The organism is Mesorhizobium sp. M8A.F.Ca.ET.202.01.1.1 (assembly GCF_004791595.1).
GTDB lineage: Bacteria > Pseudomonadota > Alphaproteobacteria > Rhizobiales > Rhizobiaceae > Mesorhizobium.
In genome coordinates, this window is record NZ_SRUN01000009.1 from 290,213 (window position 1) to 304,079 (window position 13,867).

A 13,867-nucleotide genomic window follows, 5' to 3' on the forward strand; every position below is an offset into this window, starting at 1 on the left:
CGAGGCAAACCGCGATGCTCCGACAAATCTCCGAAGACGTCCGCGTCAACCTCAAGGACCGGCTGCGGGAAGTCCGCGACATCATCCGCCAGAGCCGTCATGACGGCAGCGGCGACGCCAGCGCCCTGCGCGAAGCCACCAGCCATCTTCCGCCGTTTCCGGGCAAAGGCATCGAAGGCCTGCTCAGCCATGCCGCGAGCGCCGTCGACGAAGCGCTGTCGATCGCCGAATCCTTCGTCCCGCATGAACGCCCGATAAGCGTCGATGGAACGACCGTCAAAGGTCTCGGCACCTATTTTCCGGCCGGGGACGAAGACCAGCAATTGAACGCCGAGCGCCTGTTCCGGCGCGACATGTACTATCTGAGCAAGGCCGTGCTTGCCGGGCTGAAGATCGAGAATGCCCGTATCCATGAAGCCGGTTTTGCCGCCGTCCACGCGGCCATGCGCAAGCGCCATGGCGATCTGTTGGCCGCGCTGGCCGCGCCGGGTGCCGGACTGCAGGCAATCGCGGCCACCTGCGCGGCGCTTTTGATCGAATTGCTCAACCAGCGCCCGGTCCGCTTTGGCGAAGCCGCGCCGGAATCGAATGCTGCTGGCGGCCGGGCGCTCGATATAAGCTGCCTGGCGCCGGTCGTCCTGGCTTGCGGCCTGGCGACAACCGGCCGCGACGGCGCGCCGGAGCCAGACATGCTGGAGATCGCGATGCTGGCCGCCGATATACGTCATGAGCGCATTGTCCAGGCCTGCGCCAAGGCGAGCCCGGTCGATGAACTGACACCTGTCTTCGCCACCTTGCTTGCGCACTTGCCGTAAGCTCCAGCAGCAGCGGTCGCAGGAACTACTCCCCGGCCGCCATCGCCGTGATCGTCTTCTTGGCGCGCTGGATCGAGGCCGGGCTCATCGACAGCTCGGTCAGGCCCATCTTCAGGAAGGCCGGAATGAGATCCGGCCGACCTGCCGCCTCGCCGCACATGCCCACCATGATGCCGGCGGCGACCCCGGCCCTGGCCGTCAGTTCGATCGCCGACATCACGGCCGGATTGGTGACGTCGTTAAGCTTCGCAACGGTCGGGTTGAGCCTGTCGGCGGCCATGATGTACTGGGTGAGATCATTGGTGCCGATCGAGAAGAAAGCCACCTCCCTGGCCAGTGCCGGTGCGATCAGCACCGCGGCCGGGGTTTCGATCATCACGCCGAGATCGAACGTGGCGTGCGGCACGCCTTCGGCCTTGAGTTCGGCGGCGCATTCATCGACCAGTGCGCGGCTGCGCGTCACTTCGGAAATATCCGACACCATCGGCAGCATCACCTTGATGTTGCCGTGTACGGCGGCCCTCAGCAGCGCCCTCAGCTGGCGCTTGAAGATATCGGGCCGGTCGAGGCACATGCGGATGCCGCGCCAGCCGAGGAAGGGATTTTCCTCGTCGGGAAACTCGATGCCGGCGATCGGCTTGTCGCCGCCGATGTCGAGCGTGCGCACGATGACCGGATAGGGGGCGAAGGCTTTGGCCAGCGCCGCATAGGTCTCGGCCTGCATGTCTTCCGACGGCAGGTGCATATGGCGCATGAACAGAAGCTCGGTCCGGAACAGGCCGACACCCATGGCGCCGGCTTCCTGCGCAGCCTCGATCTCCTCCAGCGAGCCGATATTGGCCGCGACCTCGATAGTCCTGCCGTCCGCCAGCTTCGGCGTCACCGTCTTGAACGCGGTCAGGCCGGCACGCTCCTTGGCCGCCGCTTCGACGCGGCCGGCGAAATCGGCGCGTGTGGCCGCATCGGGGTCGATGATCACCTGGCCGCTGTTGCCGTCGAGCGCCACCTCTTGCGCCGTGCGCAAGGCATTGATCTTGTCGCCGAGGCCCAGCACCGCCGGAATGCCGTGCGAGCGGGCGATGATGGCGATGTGCGAGGTGGCGCCGCCATGGCCGCACACCACGCCGCCGATGCGTTTCAGCGGCGCGCGCGCCAGATCCCAGGCGCCGATATCATCGGCGATCAGGATCGCACCCTGCGGGATATTTTCGAGGCTGACGTCGTCTTGGCCCAGCAGCACCAGGCAGATCTGCCGTCCGACCGCTTGGACATCGTCGGCCCGCGCATTGAGGTAATGATCGTCGACGGCGCTGAAATCGGCGGCGATGGTGGAAGCGGCGGTGATCGTGGCCGACACCGCGTCATTGCCGCCCTTGATCGCCTTCTCGGCCTCGCCGGTCAGGCTGTCGTCGGCGGCGATATCCCTGAGCGCCGCGACGATGCCCCGGTCACCGGCCGACAGACTGTCCTGCGCCAGCGCCCGGTCCATGCGCGCCTGGACGGCGGCGACGGCGGCGCGGAACCTGTCGATTTCGCCGGCGATTTCTTCTGCCTGCAGCATGCGGCCCTGTCCCGCGATATCAGGCGGGAAATGCGCGAAGGCGGGTCCGATGGCGACGCCCTCGCTTGCGGCGACACCGCGCAAACCATTCGCCTCGCCTGATGGCGCCGGCGCGGATTGGGGCGCGGGCGCCGCTTCCTTGCCTGCCTCATTCGCCGGGGCGTGGGTGTCTTCGTCATCGAGACCCGCCTTGGGGTTCTCGAGATAGCCGATCAGCGCCTCGATCGCCTCGATGGCATCGGCGCCGTTCGCCCGCACGGTGACTTCCTGGTTTTCCTTGACCGCCAGCAGCATCAGCTTGACCGAGCTCTTGGCGCTGACCGCCTTGCCGTCCTTGACCAGTTCGACATCGGATTCGAAACCCTTCGCGAGCTTCACGAAGCGTGTGGCGGGGCGGGCGTGCAAACCTTCATGCACTCTGACGATGGTCGAGCGTTCCATGGCAAATACTCTGCTTTTTTGGGCGCCAAAGCCAGACTGGGCGGGGCGCGAGTGCTTTCAGGCGGCGATGGTGATGATCGCGTCTGTTTTCAGGGCGGCCACGAGGGCTTGGCGATCGATCTGCGATGCGCAGATCTCGCCCGGCCTTTCGGCCTCGGTGGCCCCGTTGAACGAGATGACGACGTGGCCCATCTCGAGGACCTTGCTCCAGGCGCTGGAGCCGACGGCGGTTATGACGGCGGTAACCGGACCAAGGGTGATCGACGCGCCCTTTTGAGGCGCGCCATCACTGGGTCCGACCTCCGTCTTGTGGAGCACCGAGACTTCGGCAAGCTCCGGCGGCGAGCCATCCGCGAACAGGATGACCACGCCCCCTTCGGCAAGGTCCGCCACTTCGGGTCCTATCGCCGTGACCCGTGTCTTGAGAAAAACCGACATATGGCGAACCTCGTTATCAGGTGTTTAGAACACGATCAGGGAGACGACCCAGGCGATCAGCACCGAGACCGGACCCATGATCTGGCGGCTGATGAGCACCGCAGGCACGCCGATTTCGATGGTTTTCGGCTTGGCTTCGCCGAGCGCCAGGCCGACCGGGACGAAGTCGCAGCCCACCTGGGTGTTGTAGGCAAACAGCGCCGGCAGCGCCATTGCCGGCGAAATCGTGCCGTTGGCGATCTGCGGGCCGATGATGGCCACGCCGATGACCTGCGCGATGACGGCGCCTGGCCCGAGGATGGGCGACAGGAACGGCAGTCCGCAGATTGCCGAGATGATCAGCAGGCCGACGATGTTGTTGGCCAGCGGTCCCATCGGCTGCGCCAGCACGTCGCCGATGCCGGTGTACAGGATCAGGCCGATGAGCATGGTCACGAAGGCCATGAACGGCAGCACGTTGCGAACCACCTGGTCGATCGTGCGGCGGCCGGCATTGAAGAAGATGCCGACCACACGGCCCATGACGCGGCCGATCGAGCTGATCAGGCCGATAAGCCCGCCTTCGCTCGGCAGCGGCTGTGGCGCAGCGGCTGAAGTGTTGTTGTTTGAACTCATCGGCGCTGCTCCCCCCGCAGTGGTGACCGCTTCGGATCCGTCCGCCATTGCGACGTTGGCCGGCTTCACGCCCGAAACGTAGATGTCCTCCGTGATGAACTGGGCGAGCGGCCCAGCCTGTCCGACCGGCGTCAGATTGACGGTCGGGATGCGCTTGCGCGGATAGACACCGCAGCGTGCGGTGCCACCGCAGTCGACGACCACAACCGCCATCTCACCTTCGATCGGCGGCGCCTTGAAGCCGTCGACGGCCGTGGCGCCGGTCATGTCGGCGATAAGTTGGGCGACAGGATGGATGCCGCCGCCGGTGACGGAGACGATCTTGTCGCGCTGGGCGGTCGGCTCGATGACGAGCGGGCCGCCCCAGCCTGTGTTACCCCGGGAGATCTTTACGGCTTTGAATGTCTTGTCCATGATGTCCTCCCCGCCCTTACAGCTCGACGCCCTGACGGCGTGCCATGATGGCGGTGATGCGCTCGGTCAGCATGCCCTTGAGCAGAATGACGACCAGGCCGACGATGGCGTACCAGATCGCCACCTTGACGTGGTAACCGGCGACGACGGCGCCCTTCTTTTCCAGCTCCAGCAGCGCGACCAGAATGCCGCCCCAGACGAAATATTCGCCGGGGTTGATGTGCGGGAACAGGCCGAGCGGCGGATGCACGTAGGAGACCGCCGCGTCATAGAAGGCGGGTTTGTGCTTCTCTTCCAGAAACGATCCGAACGTATAGGCCATCGGATTGGTGAGGAAGAACACAGCCAGCAGCGGCAGCAGCGTGTAGCGCGTCAGCGCGATCCTGCCGGCACCGCGCGCCAGGCCATGCACGCGCTCTTCGCCGACCAGTTCGGTGACGGCATAGAAGGCGGTCATAAGCACCACAAGCGTCGGGATGATACCGGTGACGAAGCCGGCGAACACTTCGCCGCCCTTCTGGAAGATGCCGATGAAGTACTTGCCGATGGCGGTCAGCCAACCGAGCTGCTCCTCCTGCTGGACGTCCTTCAGCTTTTCCTTGAACTGGTCGACGGTGATCGGCCCGCTGTCGGCCTGCGCCAGGACAACGAGATGGTCGGAAGCATGCTCTACCGCAAGCTTGCCATGCAAAGCAGCATCCGAGACCATGGCACCCGCGACATGCAGATTGTGCACGGCCATGTCGGCATGCTGCGCCAACAACGAAAATACAGACATTTCTCCTCCTTATGCCGGCCCGCCGGGTGGTCCCAGTCGGCGCACGGCCTCCTCTATGCCCTTGCTACGTTCAAGCCGGCCAGGCCCGGCTTCTTCCCCGGCTCCGACCGTGCTTTGTCGATCTGTTCGATCGCCCGCTTCACGGCCTCGGCCACACCGGGTTCCCCCTCCCCCATGATCGCAGGGTTGGACCGGAGTCGATCGAGGGGAACACCCTCGAATTCTTCATGTCGTTTGAATTTGGTGAACACGGAACGGCCGCTCATCACCATCATCCGGCGCACGATCAGGTCAGGCGTCACCACGACCAGCGCGATGGTCCCCTTGGCAAATCGGCCGCGAAAATTGCCTGCGCCGACGAAGCCGTCCTTGTATTGGTCGGTGACGCCCCGGAAGACATCCGAATAGTGCCGCATCTGCAGCCAGACGCCGAGCGACTGCAACGCCCACACAATAACCAGCAGAAGCAGTCCCCACTGCCAAATCGCCATTCGGTTCTCCTCCCGAAGCCTCAGTCGAGGCGCACCTTGGACCGGCACGCGACAACAGCAAAGTGAGAACATTTGTTTCCGCGAATGTCAATATGTATGATATTGACCTCGACCTCGGTCATCCACAGGGCCGTCGGCCGATTTCGGCGGCGGCACGGCTGTGCTAGCCTGTCGTGAAACGGGATGCATACAATGGAACTGCCCTTCAGGGACGAATTGGCCCTCATGCCCGACCTGCGCCACCGGCTGCGGCAGTTGCGTTGGTTCCGCGCCACTTTCCGTGGCAGCGCCAAGGTGGTCTCGGACACATTCGGCGTGCGCTTCGAAATCGACGAGGCGAAGCTGACGCGGGCTTTTCTCGACTGGGTCGAGGTCATGGAAGCGCAGAAGCGGTTTGCCGCGATCGACCGGGCCGACTTCATCGTCTTTGCCGCCGGCCTTGTGTTGCGCGAACTGATAAAACAGGCGCCGGCCAGGGAGATCTCCGGTCTTACCCAGCTCGTCGAAACGGATCAGAATGCCGGCACGCTGGACATCATCCGCTTCTGGCCGGAAGGCTTTCTCTACACCAACTACTGCGTCTCGGTCATTTCGGCCATCTACGAGCAGGAGTTCGGCTCGGCGCCCAGTATCGACAAATGCGCCGACGACCTGCGCACCTGGTGGTCCTATCGCGAGAACGTCACCGAAATCCCGGCCTATGCCGTGGCTTTCCTCGACCGCTTCCTGGGCGCGGAGCCCAACTGGATCACGCCCGACCGCGCGCAGTCGCGGCAGGCCATGCAACGGGCACTGGGGTCCTCCCGCGCCAGCGACGTGTTGCGCCAGCTTTGAGCATCGCCGGTTTTCGCATGTCCCCAAAAAACACCGCTATTGAACATCTGACTTTTTGCCGATAGCGATGTGCGAAATTTGAGTTGAGGAGACAAGCGCGTGGCGCGAGCAAGGCCCATCATCTTCGATTGCGACGGCGTTCTCGTCGACAGCGAGCCCCTGGCCGCCAGGGCCTACGAGCGCGTCTATGAAAAGCATGGCATGCCGGGCGTTCACGGCGGCATCATCGCGCAGTGCGTCGGCATGAAACAGGCCGACATCATCGTCAGGATCAAGGAATTGACCGGCCATCAGTTTCCCGCGGCCGCCGACAGCGATATCTGGGCCGAGACCAAGATCCTGTTTTCGCAGGAATTGAAGCCGACACCGGGAATCGCCGCATTCCTGGAGACGCTCGACGGCGACCGCTGCGTTGCCTCGTCGTCCTCCGTCGAACGCATCAACCACAGCCTGGCCATCACCGGGCTGGCGCGGTTCTTCGGCGATGCGATCTACAGCTCTTCGATGGTGAAGAACGGCAAGCCCGCGCCTGATATTTTCCTGTTCGCCGCGGCGGCGATGGGCGCCAGTCCGGCCGACTGCATCGTCATCGAGGATTCGCCTTTCGGCATCCAGGGCGCGGTTGCCGCCGGCATGACGGCGGTCGGCTATACAGGTGGCGGACATACTTATGCGGAGCATGCTGCACGGCTGATGGCCGCCGGTGCCGATTTCGTCTGCGCCGACTGGAGTGAAGTGAGCCGGCAATTGTCGGGGCTCGGTGTACCGGCGTAGCTAGTAAAGCCTAAGGCGGGCCCATTGGTCGCGCGGGATCACTGGCCCCACACGGAAATTAAAGGACAGGACCCTCGTCGCATTGGTGTCGACCTCGCACCGGAAGCCCAGATGAAACCAGGTAGTTGTGGTGCGGAAGGCTACATCCGAGCCGTCAACAACATTGCCCGCTCTAAGTGGAACACTTGGGATCAGGTCGGGAAAGTAAGAGGCGTCCAGCAATTGCTGCTGCAACACACTGGCACAAAGTTTGGCTCCCCGCTGACTGCGCGGCAAACCACCCATCGAGGTCGTGGCTAGCGCAGCGTCAGTGGCACCCTGCGAGTAGAGTTTGCGAACGCCCGGAAGGCCCGAGTCGCGCTGCGATGCGGACTTCGAGACCTTGGGTTTCGGCGCATTTGCTGGTTTGGGCTTTGGCGCTTCGGCTGATGTGGGAAGCTCGACGTCGCCATCGGCAGCCAACGGCGTTGATAGCGCGCCCTGTTGCTTGGCGGCTTCGAGCCCCGCCTGCTTTTCTGCCTCCTGTTTGGCTGCCTGTTGTTTATCCACGTCCTCGGTTGAAGCTGCCTGCTTCTGCGCGTCCTTGGCTGGATCGGAGTCTGGTGGTGTGGCAGGCTGGTTTTCCGCCGGCTTCGGTTCGACCGGCGGCTTCGAAGGCTCATTCTTGGCCGGGAATGGCGAGCTGTCTTGAGCGCTGGTCCCATCCAGGGATTTCCTCGGGCCGGTATCCTTGTCGCCGAACTGAAAAACGGGCTTCAGGACCTCCACTGGCGGGGGCTTCTGCGCCTGCTTTTCCGACGGAGGCTGTTTCTCAACCTTCTGCTCAGGCGGTTTTTCTACCTTTGGTTCCGGTGGAGGCGGAACAGGTTTCGGCTTTGGCTGATCGGGCGGAGGCACGAGCGCGACATTGACCGGCTGCTCCTCCCGCAGCTGTTGGGGAGGGATTGGCAGCCCATATATCAGGATCGCCGCGATGAGCACGTGCAGGATCAGCGATGCGGGCACGCCCCACAACAGATTCCGACGCCGTTCTCGTGCCTCGTCCTTCATCACCTTCGATGTGGAATGAAATCGCGGCGGCTTCAAGCACGGGCACTGGATTGGCGCTATTTAACCGCCGACAGCTTGGCGACCTGGATGACCGGCGATTGCCCCGGCTCGGCGTGCCGGCCTAATTTAGCGGATACTTAGTGAATCCACGGCTGGCCCATTCGCCGGGCGGGATCAATGACCCAACACGGAAGTTGAAAGACAGGACCCTCGTCGCATCAGCGTCGACCTCGCACCGGAAGTTCAGACTGTACCATTGGGTTCTGGTGCTGAAGGCGGCATGCTGAGGGTTAAGGACGTTGCCCAGCTTCAGCGGAATGGTTGGCACCCATTTGGGCGAATAATCAGCACTTTGCAATTCCTGGTCCAGAACGTTGCCGCAAAGGTTGGCAACGCGCTGATCGCGCGGCACGTTGTCCATGGAGCTTGTGGCCAGCGCATTGCCGGTTGCGCCTTGCGAGTAAAGCTTTCTGACGCCCGGAAGGCCGGAGTAGATCGGCGATCCCGCAGCCTCGGTGTTGGTGGGATTTGACCTTCCCGCCTTCCCGCCTGGGGCTTTGAAGGCTGTTGCGGATTTGAACTTCATCGGCTTTGCGGGTTTAGGCTTTGCCTTTTCTTCCGAGGATGGAGGCGCCGGCTTGTCGGCGGCCTCGGCAGCCAATGGCTTTGGCGCCACGACCGCTTGCTTTTCGCCGGTTTGCGGCGTCGCCTGCTGTTTGTCGGTGTCTTCAGTCTCCTCCTTTTTCTCGCTTTGCGCGGGTTTTTCGGCCGGCACGGCGGTTGCCGGCTTCTCGTCGGCCCTGTCGGAGGCTGCCTCTTGCTCAGGCGCAGCGGATTGGGTCGGGGCGGGCTTCGGTTCGACTGGCGGCTTCGCGGCCTCATCCTTGGCCGGCAACGGTGCATTGACTTGAGCGCTGCCGCCGTCGAGAGATTTCTCAGGCCCCGTATCCTTTTCGCCATATTGAAAAACGCGCTTCAGTACCGGAGTGTTCACCGGCTTGGGCGGCTGCTCGGGCGGTTTTTCAACCTTGGGTTCCGGCGGCTTTTCGGCTTTGGGCTGCGTTGGCGGTGGGGGAACAGGTTTCGGCTTCGGCTGATCGGGCGGAGGCACGATCGCGACATTGACCGGCTGTTCCTCCCGCGGCTGCTGGGGACGTGGGGGCACACCATATATCAGCAGCGCCGCGACAAGCACGTGCAGGATCAGCGATGCGGGGATACCCCACAACAGATTCCGACGCCGTTCTCGTGCCTCGTTCATCCTGACCGATGTGGAATGAAATAGCGGCGGCTTCAAGCATAGGGATCGGATTGGCGCAATTTGGCCACTGACAGCTTGGTGATCTGGATGATCACGCGCGGGCCTGCGTTACGAGTCGCGACTCACCCCGCCGAGCAAGTCATGCGGCGGCTCCCGGGGCAGGGATCAGCCAGCCGGATCTTATGCGCAGCCGGACCTGCGCACCGTTCTCCAGCACGACCGGATCGGGCTGCTCGAAACGCAAGGTCAGGTCGGGACCGGCAGCAGGCGTAAATTCTATGCGCGCGGCACCTCCCTGGTAGATCGCCCGCTTGACAAGACCGTCGAAGCCCGAGGCATCGGCGGAAAGCTCGATATCAGCGGATCGGCAGCAGATCCTGGCGCCGGCGCGTGGCCGCTCACCAGGCCGACAGCGGACCACCAGGTCGGTTCCGAGAACCCTGACCTTGCAACGGCCGCCGTCTTCGCTCGTCATCACATCCGCTGGCAGCAGGATGCCTTGCGAGATGAAGGAGGCCACCATCTCATTTGCCGGCTCATGATAGAGTTCGCGCGGCGTCGCAAGCTGCGCCAGGCGTCCGTGGTCCATCACCGCGATACGGTCGGCCAGCGCCATCGCCTCGGCCTGGTCGTGGGTGATGTAGACGATGGTCGTGCCCGTGCGCTTGTGAAAGGCGGCGAACTCGTCCTCCATCGAGGCTCTCAGATGCACGTCGAGATTGGCGAGCGGCTCGTCGAACAGCACCAGCGACGGCGCGGCGACAAGGCAACGTGCGAGCGCCACGCGCTGGCGCTGGCCGCCGGAAAGATTGGCGGGCCAGCGCTCACCCAGCCCCTGCAGATTGACCAAGGCAAGCGCGTCTTCGACCTTCTGGCGCGCAACCGCCTTGTCGAGCCTGGCAACCTTCAGCGAATAGCCGACATTCTCGGCGACGCTCATATGCGGCCACAGCGCATAGTTCTGGAAGACGATGCCGACACGCCGCTTTTCCGGAGCGACGCTGCCGCCCTTGCCCGACACGACCTCGCCGCCGATGCGGATTTCGCCCGAAGTCACTTTCTCGAAACCGGCGACCAGCCGCAACAACGTCGTCTTGCCACAGCCGGAAGGTCCGAGCACCGCCAGGAACTCGCCGTCAGCGACATCGATCGAGACATCCTTCACGGCATCGAAATCGGTGAAGCTCTTGGTCACATGGTCCAGGGTCAGTCGCGCCATGGCAGAACTCCGCTCGGAAGATGAGGGGCAAGCAGGTGGGTCACCAGCATCAGCGCGAAGGTGACCGCGACCGTGATGACGGACATCGCCGCCGCGTAGTTGGAATCACCGCCCTGCTCGAAGGAAAACATCACCACGCCGATCGTTTCGGCCCCCGATGACCACAGCAGCGCCGAGACGGTGAGTTCGCTGAGCGCCGTCATGAAGATCAGGAGGCCGCCGGCGATCGCCGCCGGTGCGACGAGCGGAAAGATGATGGTGCGCATACGCGTGAACAGGCCGGCGCCCGCCACCTGTGCGGCCTCCTCCAGCGCCCGGTCGATCTGATGATAGCCGCTGATGGTCGGCCGCAGCGCCAAAACCAGGAAGCGGGCGAGATAAGCGTAGAGGATAATCCAGACGGTGTTGTAGAGCTGGATGCCGGTCAGCGGGATCGGCCTGAGAAACAACAGCAGCGAGGCGATCGCCAGCACCACGCCGGGCAAGGCATAGGGCAGTTCGACCGACAGGTTGAGCAGCCGCACCCAGCGCTGCTTGCCCCAGGCGATGAGATAGCCGACCGGCACGGCAACGATAACCGCGAAGAAAGCACCCACGATCGACAGCCAGAAACTGTTGAAGAAGGCGCGATTGGCGGCATCATGCTCGAACAGCACGAAACGGTAATTGTCGAGCGTCGCCGTTTTGGCGGTGAGCGCGATGCCGTAGCCCGGCACCAGCGAGGTCAGCACCAGCCCGAACAGCGGCAGGACCAGCACCAGCAGGATGAGCAGCCACATGCCGGCCTGGACGACCGGCCGCCAGCGGCCGAGCTCATAAGGTTCGGACGGCAGCGATGTCGAGGAAATACGGTAGTCGCGGCGACGGCTCATCCCCTCCTGGGCGAGGATGCCGGCCATGGCGATGATGCCGATCAGCACCGACAGAAACGCGGTCTCGCCGAGCACCGCCGGACCGCCGCCGGCCAGCTTCTGATAGATGAGCGTCGGCAGCACGAGATAGTTGGCGGGAATGCCGAGAAACGCCGGAATGCCGAAATTGCCGACACAGGAGACGAAGGCAAGTGCGGCCGCCGCCATGATCGACGGCGTCATCAAGGGCAGCACGATGGTGACCAGTACGGTGAACCAGTTCGCGCCGCCGGCGCGCGCCGCCTCGACCAGTTCGCGCGGCAGCTTGCGCAGGCCGGCACGCACCAGCAGGAAGACCAGCGGGCCGTATTGGACGCCAAGCAGCAGGATGATGCCCGAGGTCGAATAGAGCAGGTTCTTCGTGCCGAGCGGCGGCGCCGCCCCGAACAGTTTTAGGAACGGGCTCGCCGGGCCGAACAGTTGCAGCCAGGCCAGCGCCGTCACCTGCGGCGCGATCAGCAGCGGCATGACGTAGCAGAGCACCAGGGCGCTTCGGCCACGTATGTCGGTCAGCGAGACCAGCACGGCCACCAGCGTGCCCGACAGCACAGCCAGAAGAGTGCCGCCAATGCCGACGACCAGCGTGTGCCAGGTCGCGATCCAGGTTGCCGGGCTTCTCAGCCCGGCCTCCACGGCCACGGTCGTCAAGACGCCGCCGGGTGCCGCGATCTCCTTGACGAGGCGCAGCATGGGCAGCAGCGAAAGCAGCACAATGACGACGGCAACCGCCGCCGTCAGGGCCATTTCCTGGCCCCGGCTTTCCCTGATTCGTGCCGACATGATTGGTTTCCTGGGATCGGTCGATCGATTCGATCACGTTTCGCCGGAACTGGCGAGATGCCGTGGAAACGGCATCTCGCCTGACTGTCGGCTCAGCCGCCGAACAGTTCCGAGAACTTTGCCTTGTCGGCGTCAGTCTTGGCAACAATGGCCTTGGTGTCGAACGGCATCACCTTGATTTTGACGCCTTCCGGCAGCCAGTCGGGACGGCCGACCGAGGCGCGCGCCGGCAGATAGCCCATCGACAGCGCCAGCTTCTGGCCTTCATCGGACAAAATGAAGTCGACGAATTTTTTCGCGCCATCGACGTTCTTGGCGGTCTTCATGATGGCGACCGGCTCGGTCACGGCAGGCACGCCTTCGCTGGGGAAAACGAACTCGACCGGCGAGCCCTTCTTCTTGGCGTTCATCGCCATGAAGTCGACGAGGATGCCATAGGGCTTCTCGCCCGATGCCACCGACTTCAGCACCGCGCCATTGCCGCGCACGCTGACGGTGCTGTTGGTCTTCAGCTTCCGGAAGAAATCCCAGCCATAGTTAGCGTCGCCGACAAAGCCCGAAAGCAGGTAGGCGGCAGCGCCCGAATAGAGCGGGCTCGGCATGACCAGGCCGTCGGCATAGGCCGGCTTGGCAAGGTCTGCCCAATGCTCCGGCTTTTGCGCGGCCGCGGTGTTGTAGACGATGCCGGTGGTGATCAGCTTGCTGCCGAAATAGGTCTTGTCGGCGTCATAGGCATCCGCATCGATACCGTCGAGCTTGGCCCCGGGATAGGCCATCAACCGGTCATCCTTCTTCAGCAGCTCCATCGAGACCGCGTCGGCGATCAGGAGCACGTCGGGCTGCGGGCTGCCCGCGGCGAATTCGGCCGCCATCTTGGTCAGGATGTCGCTGGTTCCCGAGCGATAGATGGTAACGTCGATGCCGGGCTGCGCCTTCTTGAAGGCATCCACGGTCTTGGCCGCGTCCGCCTCGGGTTGGGATGTGTAGAGCGTCAGCGTTTCGGCATTTGCCACGCCGGCAAACAAAGTTGCGGCGAGCGCCAGTTGGCTGGCCAGCAGCTTGATGAATAGCGTCTTCATGAGACCTCCTGATCCTGTCTGTGCATGAGCGACCGGCATCCTGGCCGGTTTCCATATTCTCCCTGCACGGCCCATATGACTGGTGGATGACACTGAGTGTCAGCGTCCGGATCAGATCGCATTCATCAGGAAAGAGAGGCTGTCTGGCAGCCTCGAGTGGGGCCGGGAAGGCCCCGGGCACATCGCAACGAACAGCCTCAACGGAGCGGGAGGCGGGCTCCTGCTGTCAACCCGCTTTCCGCTGCCGGCATACTCCGAAGGCAGCGCGGAAAACCGTTCAGACCAGCATGCCCATCGGGTTCTCGATCAACTTCTTGAAGGCGACCAAGAGTTCGGCCCCCAGCGCTCCGTCAACCGCACGATGGTCGGTCGACAGCGTCACCGACATCACGGTGGCGATCTTGAC

14 protein-coding genes are annotated in these 13,867 nt (G+C 63.6%); 3 read left to right on the top strand and 11 right to left on the bottom strand.

The window, feature by feature from the left end; genetic code table 11:
* Positions 1-14 precede the first annotated feature (14 nt).
* A complete protein-coding gene (locus tag EN845_RS20870; RefSeq protein ID WP_127872184.1) occupies positions 15-815 on the top strand; it encodes a hypothetical protein in 801 nt (266 codons plus the stop codon).
* A 25-nt stretch (positions 816-840) separates the two neighbouring features.
* Here the strand turns inward: EN845_RS20870 and ptsP are convergent, their stop codons facing one another.
* Genes ptsP through EN845_RS20895 form a run of 5 tightly spaced genes read right to left on the bottom strand, consistent with a single transcriptional unit; the run spans position 841 to position 5,553 of the window.
* Positions 841-2,817 (bottom strand): phosphoenolpyruvate--protein phosphotransferase, encoded by a 1,977-nt coding sequence (gene ptsP / locus EN845_RS20875; protein ID WP_127872183.1) that lies wholly within the window; start codon positions 2,815-2,817, stop codon positions 841-843.
* Positions 2,818-2,874: 57 nt separating this feature from the next.
* Positions 2,875-3,255, bottom strand: coding sequence for a PTS glucitol/sorbitol transporter subunit IIA (locus EN845_RS20880; RefSeq protein ID WP_127872182.1), 381 nt, complete (start codon positions 3,253-3,255; stop codon positions 2,875-2,877).
* Between the two features lie 24 nt (positions 3,256-3,279).
* Positions 3,280-4,284, bottom strand: a complete 1,005-nt coding sequence (locus EN845_RS20885) for a PTS glucitol/sorbitol transporter subunit IIB (RefSeq protein ID WP_127872181.1) — start codon at positions 4,282-4,284, stop codon at positions 3,280-3,282.
* Between the two features lie 16 nt (positions 4,285-4,300).
* Entirely contained in the window at positions 4,301-5,062 is a 762-nt protein-coding gene (locus EN845_RS20890) for a PTS glucitol/sorbitol transporter subunit IIC (RefSeq protein WP_127279228.1), read from the bottom strand.
* A gap of 53 nt (positions 5,063-5,115) precedes the next feature.
* The gene (locus tag EN845_RS20895) at positions 5,116-5,553 is read right to left on the bottom strand and encodes a transcriptional regulator GutM (protein WP_015315467.1); all 438 of its coding nucleotides are present in this window, start codon (positions 5,551-5,553) and stop codon (positions 5,116-5,118) included.
* 192 nt (positions 5,554-5,745) lie between these two features.
* Here EN845_RS20895 and EN845_RS20900 point away from each other — a divergent pair, with 192 nt between their 5' ends.
* Both EN845_RS20900 and EN845_RS20905 read left to right on the top strand, forming a co-directional pair.
* Complete coding sequence (locus tag EN845_RS20900; RefSeq protein ID WP_127872180.1) at positions 5,746-6,387, top strand: hypothetical protein; 642 nt, start codon at positions 5,746-5,748, stop codon at positions 6,385-6,387.
* Between the two features lie 99 nt (positions 6,388-6,486).
* Entirely contained in the window at positions 6,487-7,161 is a 675-nt protein-coding gene (locus EN845_RS20905) for an HAD family phosphatase (RefSeq protein WP_127872179.1), read from the top strand.
* Here EN845_RS20905 and EN845_RS20910 read toward each other — a convergent pair whose 3' ends face one another.
* The 6 genes from EN845_RS20910 to EN845_RS20935 form a co-directional block, all read right to left on the bottom strand.
* Positions 7,162-8,211 (bottom strand): DUF930 domain-containing protein, encoded by a 1,050-nt coding sequence (locus EN845_RS20910; RefSeq protein WP_127872178.1) that lies wholly within the window; start codon positions 8,209-8,211, stop codon positions 7,162-7,164. It abuts the gene before it with no gap.
* A 121-nt stretch (positions 8,212-8,332) separates the two neighbouring features.
* Complete coding sequence (locus tag EN845_RS20915) at positions 8,333-9,472, bottom strand: DUF930 domain-containing protein (protein WP_127872352.1); 1,140 nt, start codon at positions 9,470-9,472, stop codon at positions 8,333-8,335.
* A gap of 139 nt (positions 9,473-9,611) precedes the next feature.
* Entirely contained in the window at positions 9,612-10,691 is a 1,080-nt protein-coding gene (locus EN845_RS20920; RefSeq protein WP_127872177.1) for an ABC transporter ATP-binding protein, read from the bottom strand.
* The gene (locus EN845_RS20925; RefSeq protein WP_127872176.1) at positions 10,679-12,382 is read right to left on the bottom strand and encodes an iron ABC transporter permease; all 1,704 of its coding nucleotides are present in this window, start codon (positions 12,380-12,382) and stop codon (positions 10,679-10,681) included. The genes EN845_RS20920 and EN845_RS20925 overlap by 13 nt, the downstream gene beginning before the upstream one ends.
* Positions 12,383-12,474: 92 nt before the next feature.
* Positions 12,475-13,461: an ABC transporter substrate-binding protein gene (locus tag EN845_RS20930; protein ID WP_127872175.1), complete on the bottom strand. Its 987-nt coding sequence runs from the start codon at positions 13,459-13,461 to the stop codon at positions 12,475-12,477.
* Positions 13,462-13,738: 277 nt separating this feature from the next.
* Positions 13,739-13,867: 2-oxo acid dehydrogenase subunit E2 (locus EN845_RS20935; RefSeq protein ID WP_135864863.1), on the bottom strand; the 129-nt coding region annotated here is incomplete at its 5' end.

Coding starts and splice junctions, on each gene's coding strand:
- EN845_RS20915 (WP_127872352.1), bottom strand. CDS start 9,472: ATGAACGAGGCACGAGAACGGCGTCGGAATCTGTTGTGGGGTATCCCC.
- ptsP (WP_127872183.1), bottom strand. CDS start 2,817: ATGGAACGCTCGACCATCGTCAGAGTGCATGAAGGTTTGCACGCCCGC.
- EN845_RS20895 (WP_015315467.1), bottom strand. CDS start 5,553: ATGGCGATTTGGCAGTGGGGACTGCTTCTGCTGGTTATTGTGTGGGCG.
- EN845_RS20885 (WP_127872181.1), bottom strand. CDS start 4,284: ATGGACAAGACATTCAAAGCCGTAAAGATCTCCCGGGGTAACACAGGC.
- EN845_RS20930 (WP_127872175.1), bottom strand. CDS start 13,461: ATGAAGACGCTATTCATCAAGCTGCTGGCCAGCCAACTGGCGCTCGCC.
- EN845_RS20910 (WP_127872178.1), bottom strand. CDS start 8,211: ATGAAGGACGAGGCACGAGAACGGCGTCGGAATCTGTTGTGGGGCGTG.
- EN845_RS20890 (WP_127279228.1), bottom strand. CDS start 5,062: ATGTCTGTATTTTCGTTGTTGGCGCAGCATGCCGACATGGCCGTGCAC.
- EN845_RS20900 (WP_127872180.1), top strand. CDS start 5,746: ATGGAACTGCCCTTCAGGGACGAATTGGCCCTCATGCCCGACCTGCGC.
- EN845_RS20880 (WP_127872182.1), bottom strand. CDS start 3,255: ATGTCGGTTTTTCTCAAGACACGGGTCACGGCGATAGGACCCGAAGTG.
- EN845_RS20925 (WP_127872176.1), bottom strand. CDS start 12,382: ATGTCGGCACGAATCAGGGAAAGCCGGGGCCAGGAAATGGCCCTGACG.
- EN845_RS20870 (WP_127872184.1), top strand. CDS start 15: ATGCTCCGACAAATCTCCGAAGACGTCCGCGTCAACCTCAAGGACCGG.
- EN845_RS20920 (WP_127872177.1), bottom strand. CDS start 10,691: ATGGCGCGACTGACCCTGGACCATGTGACCAAGAGCTTCACCGATTTC.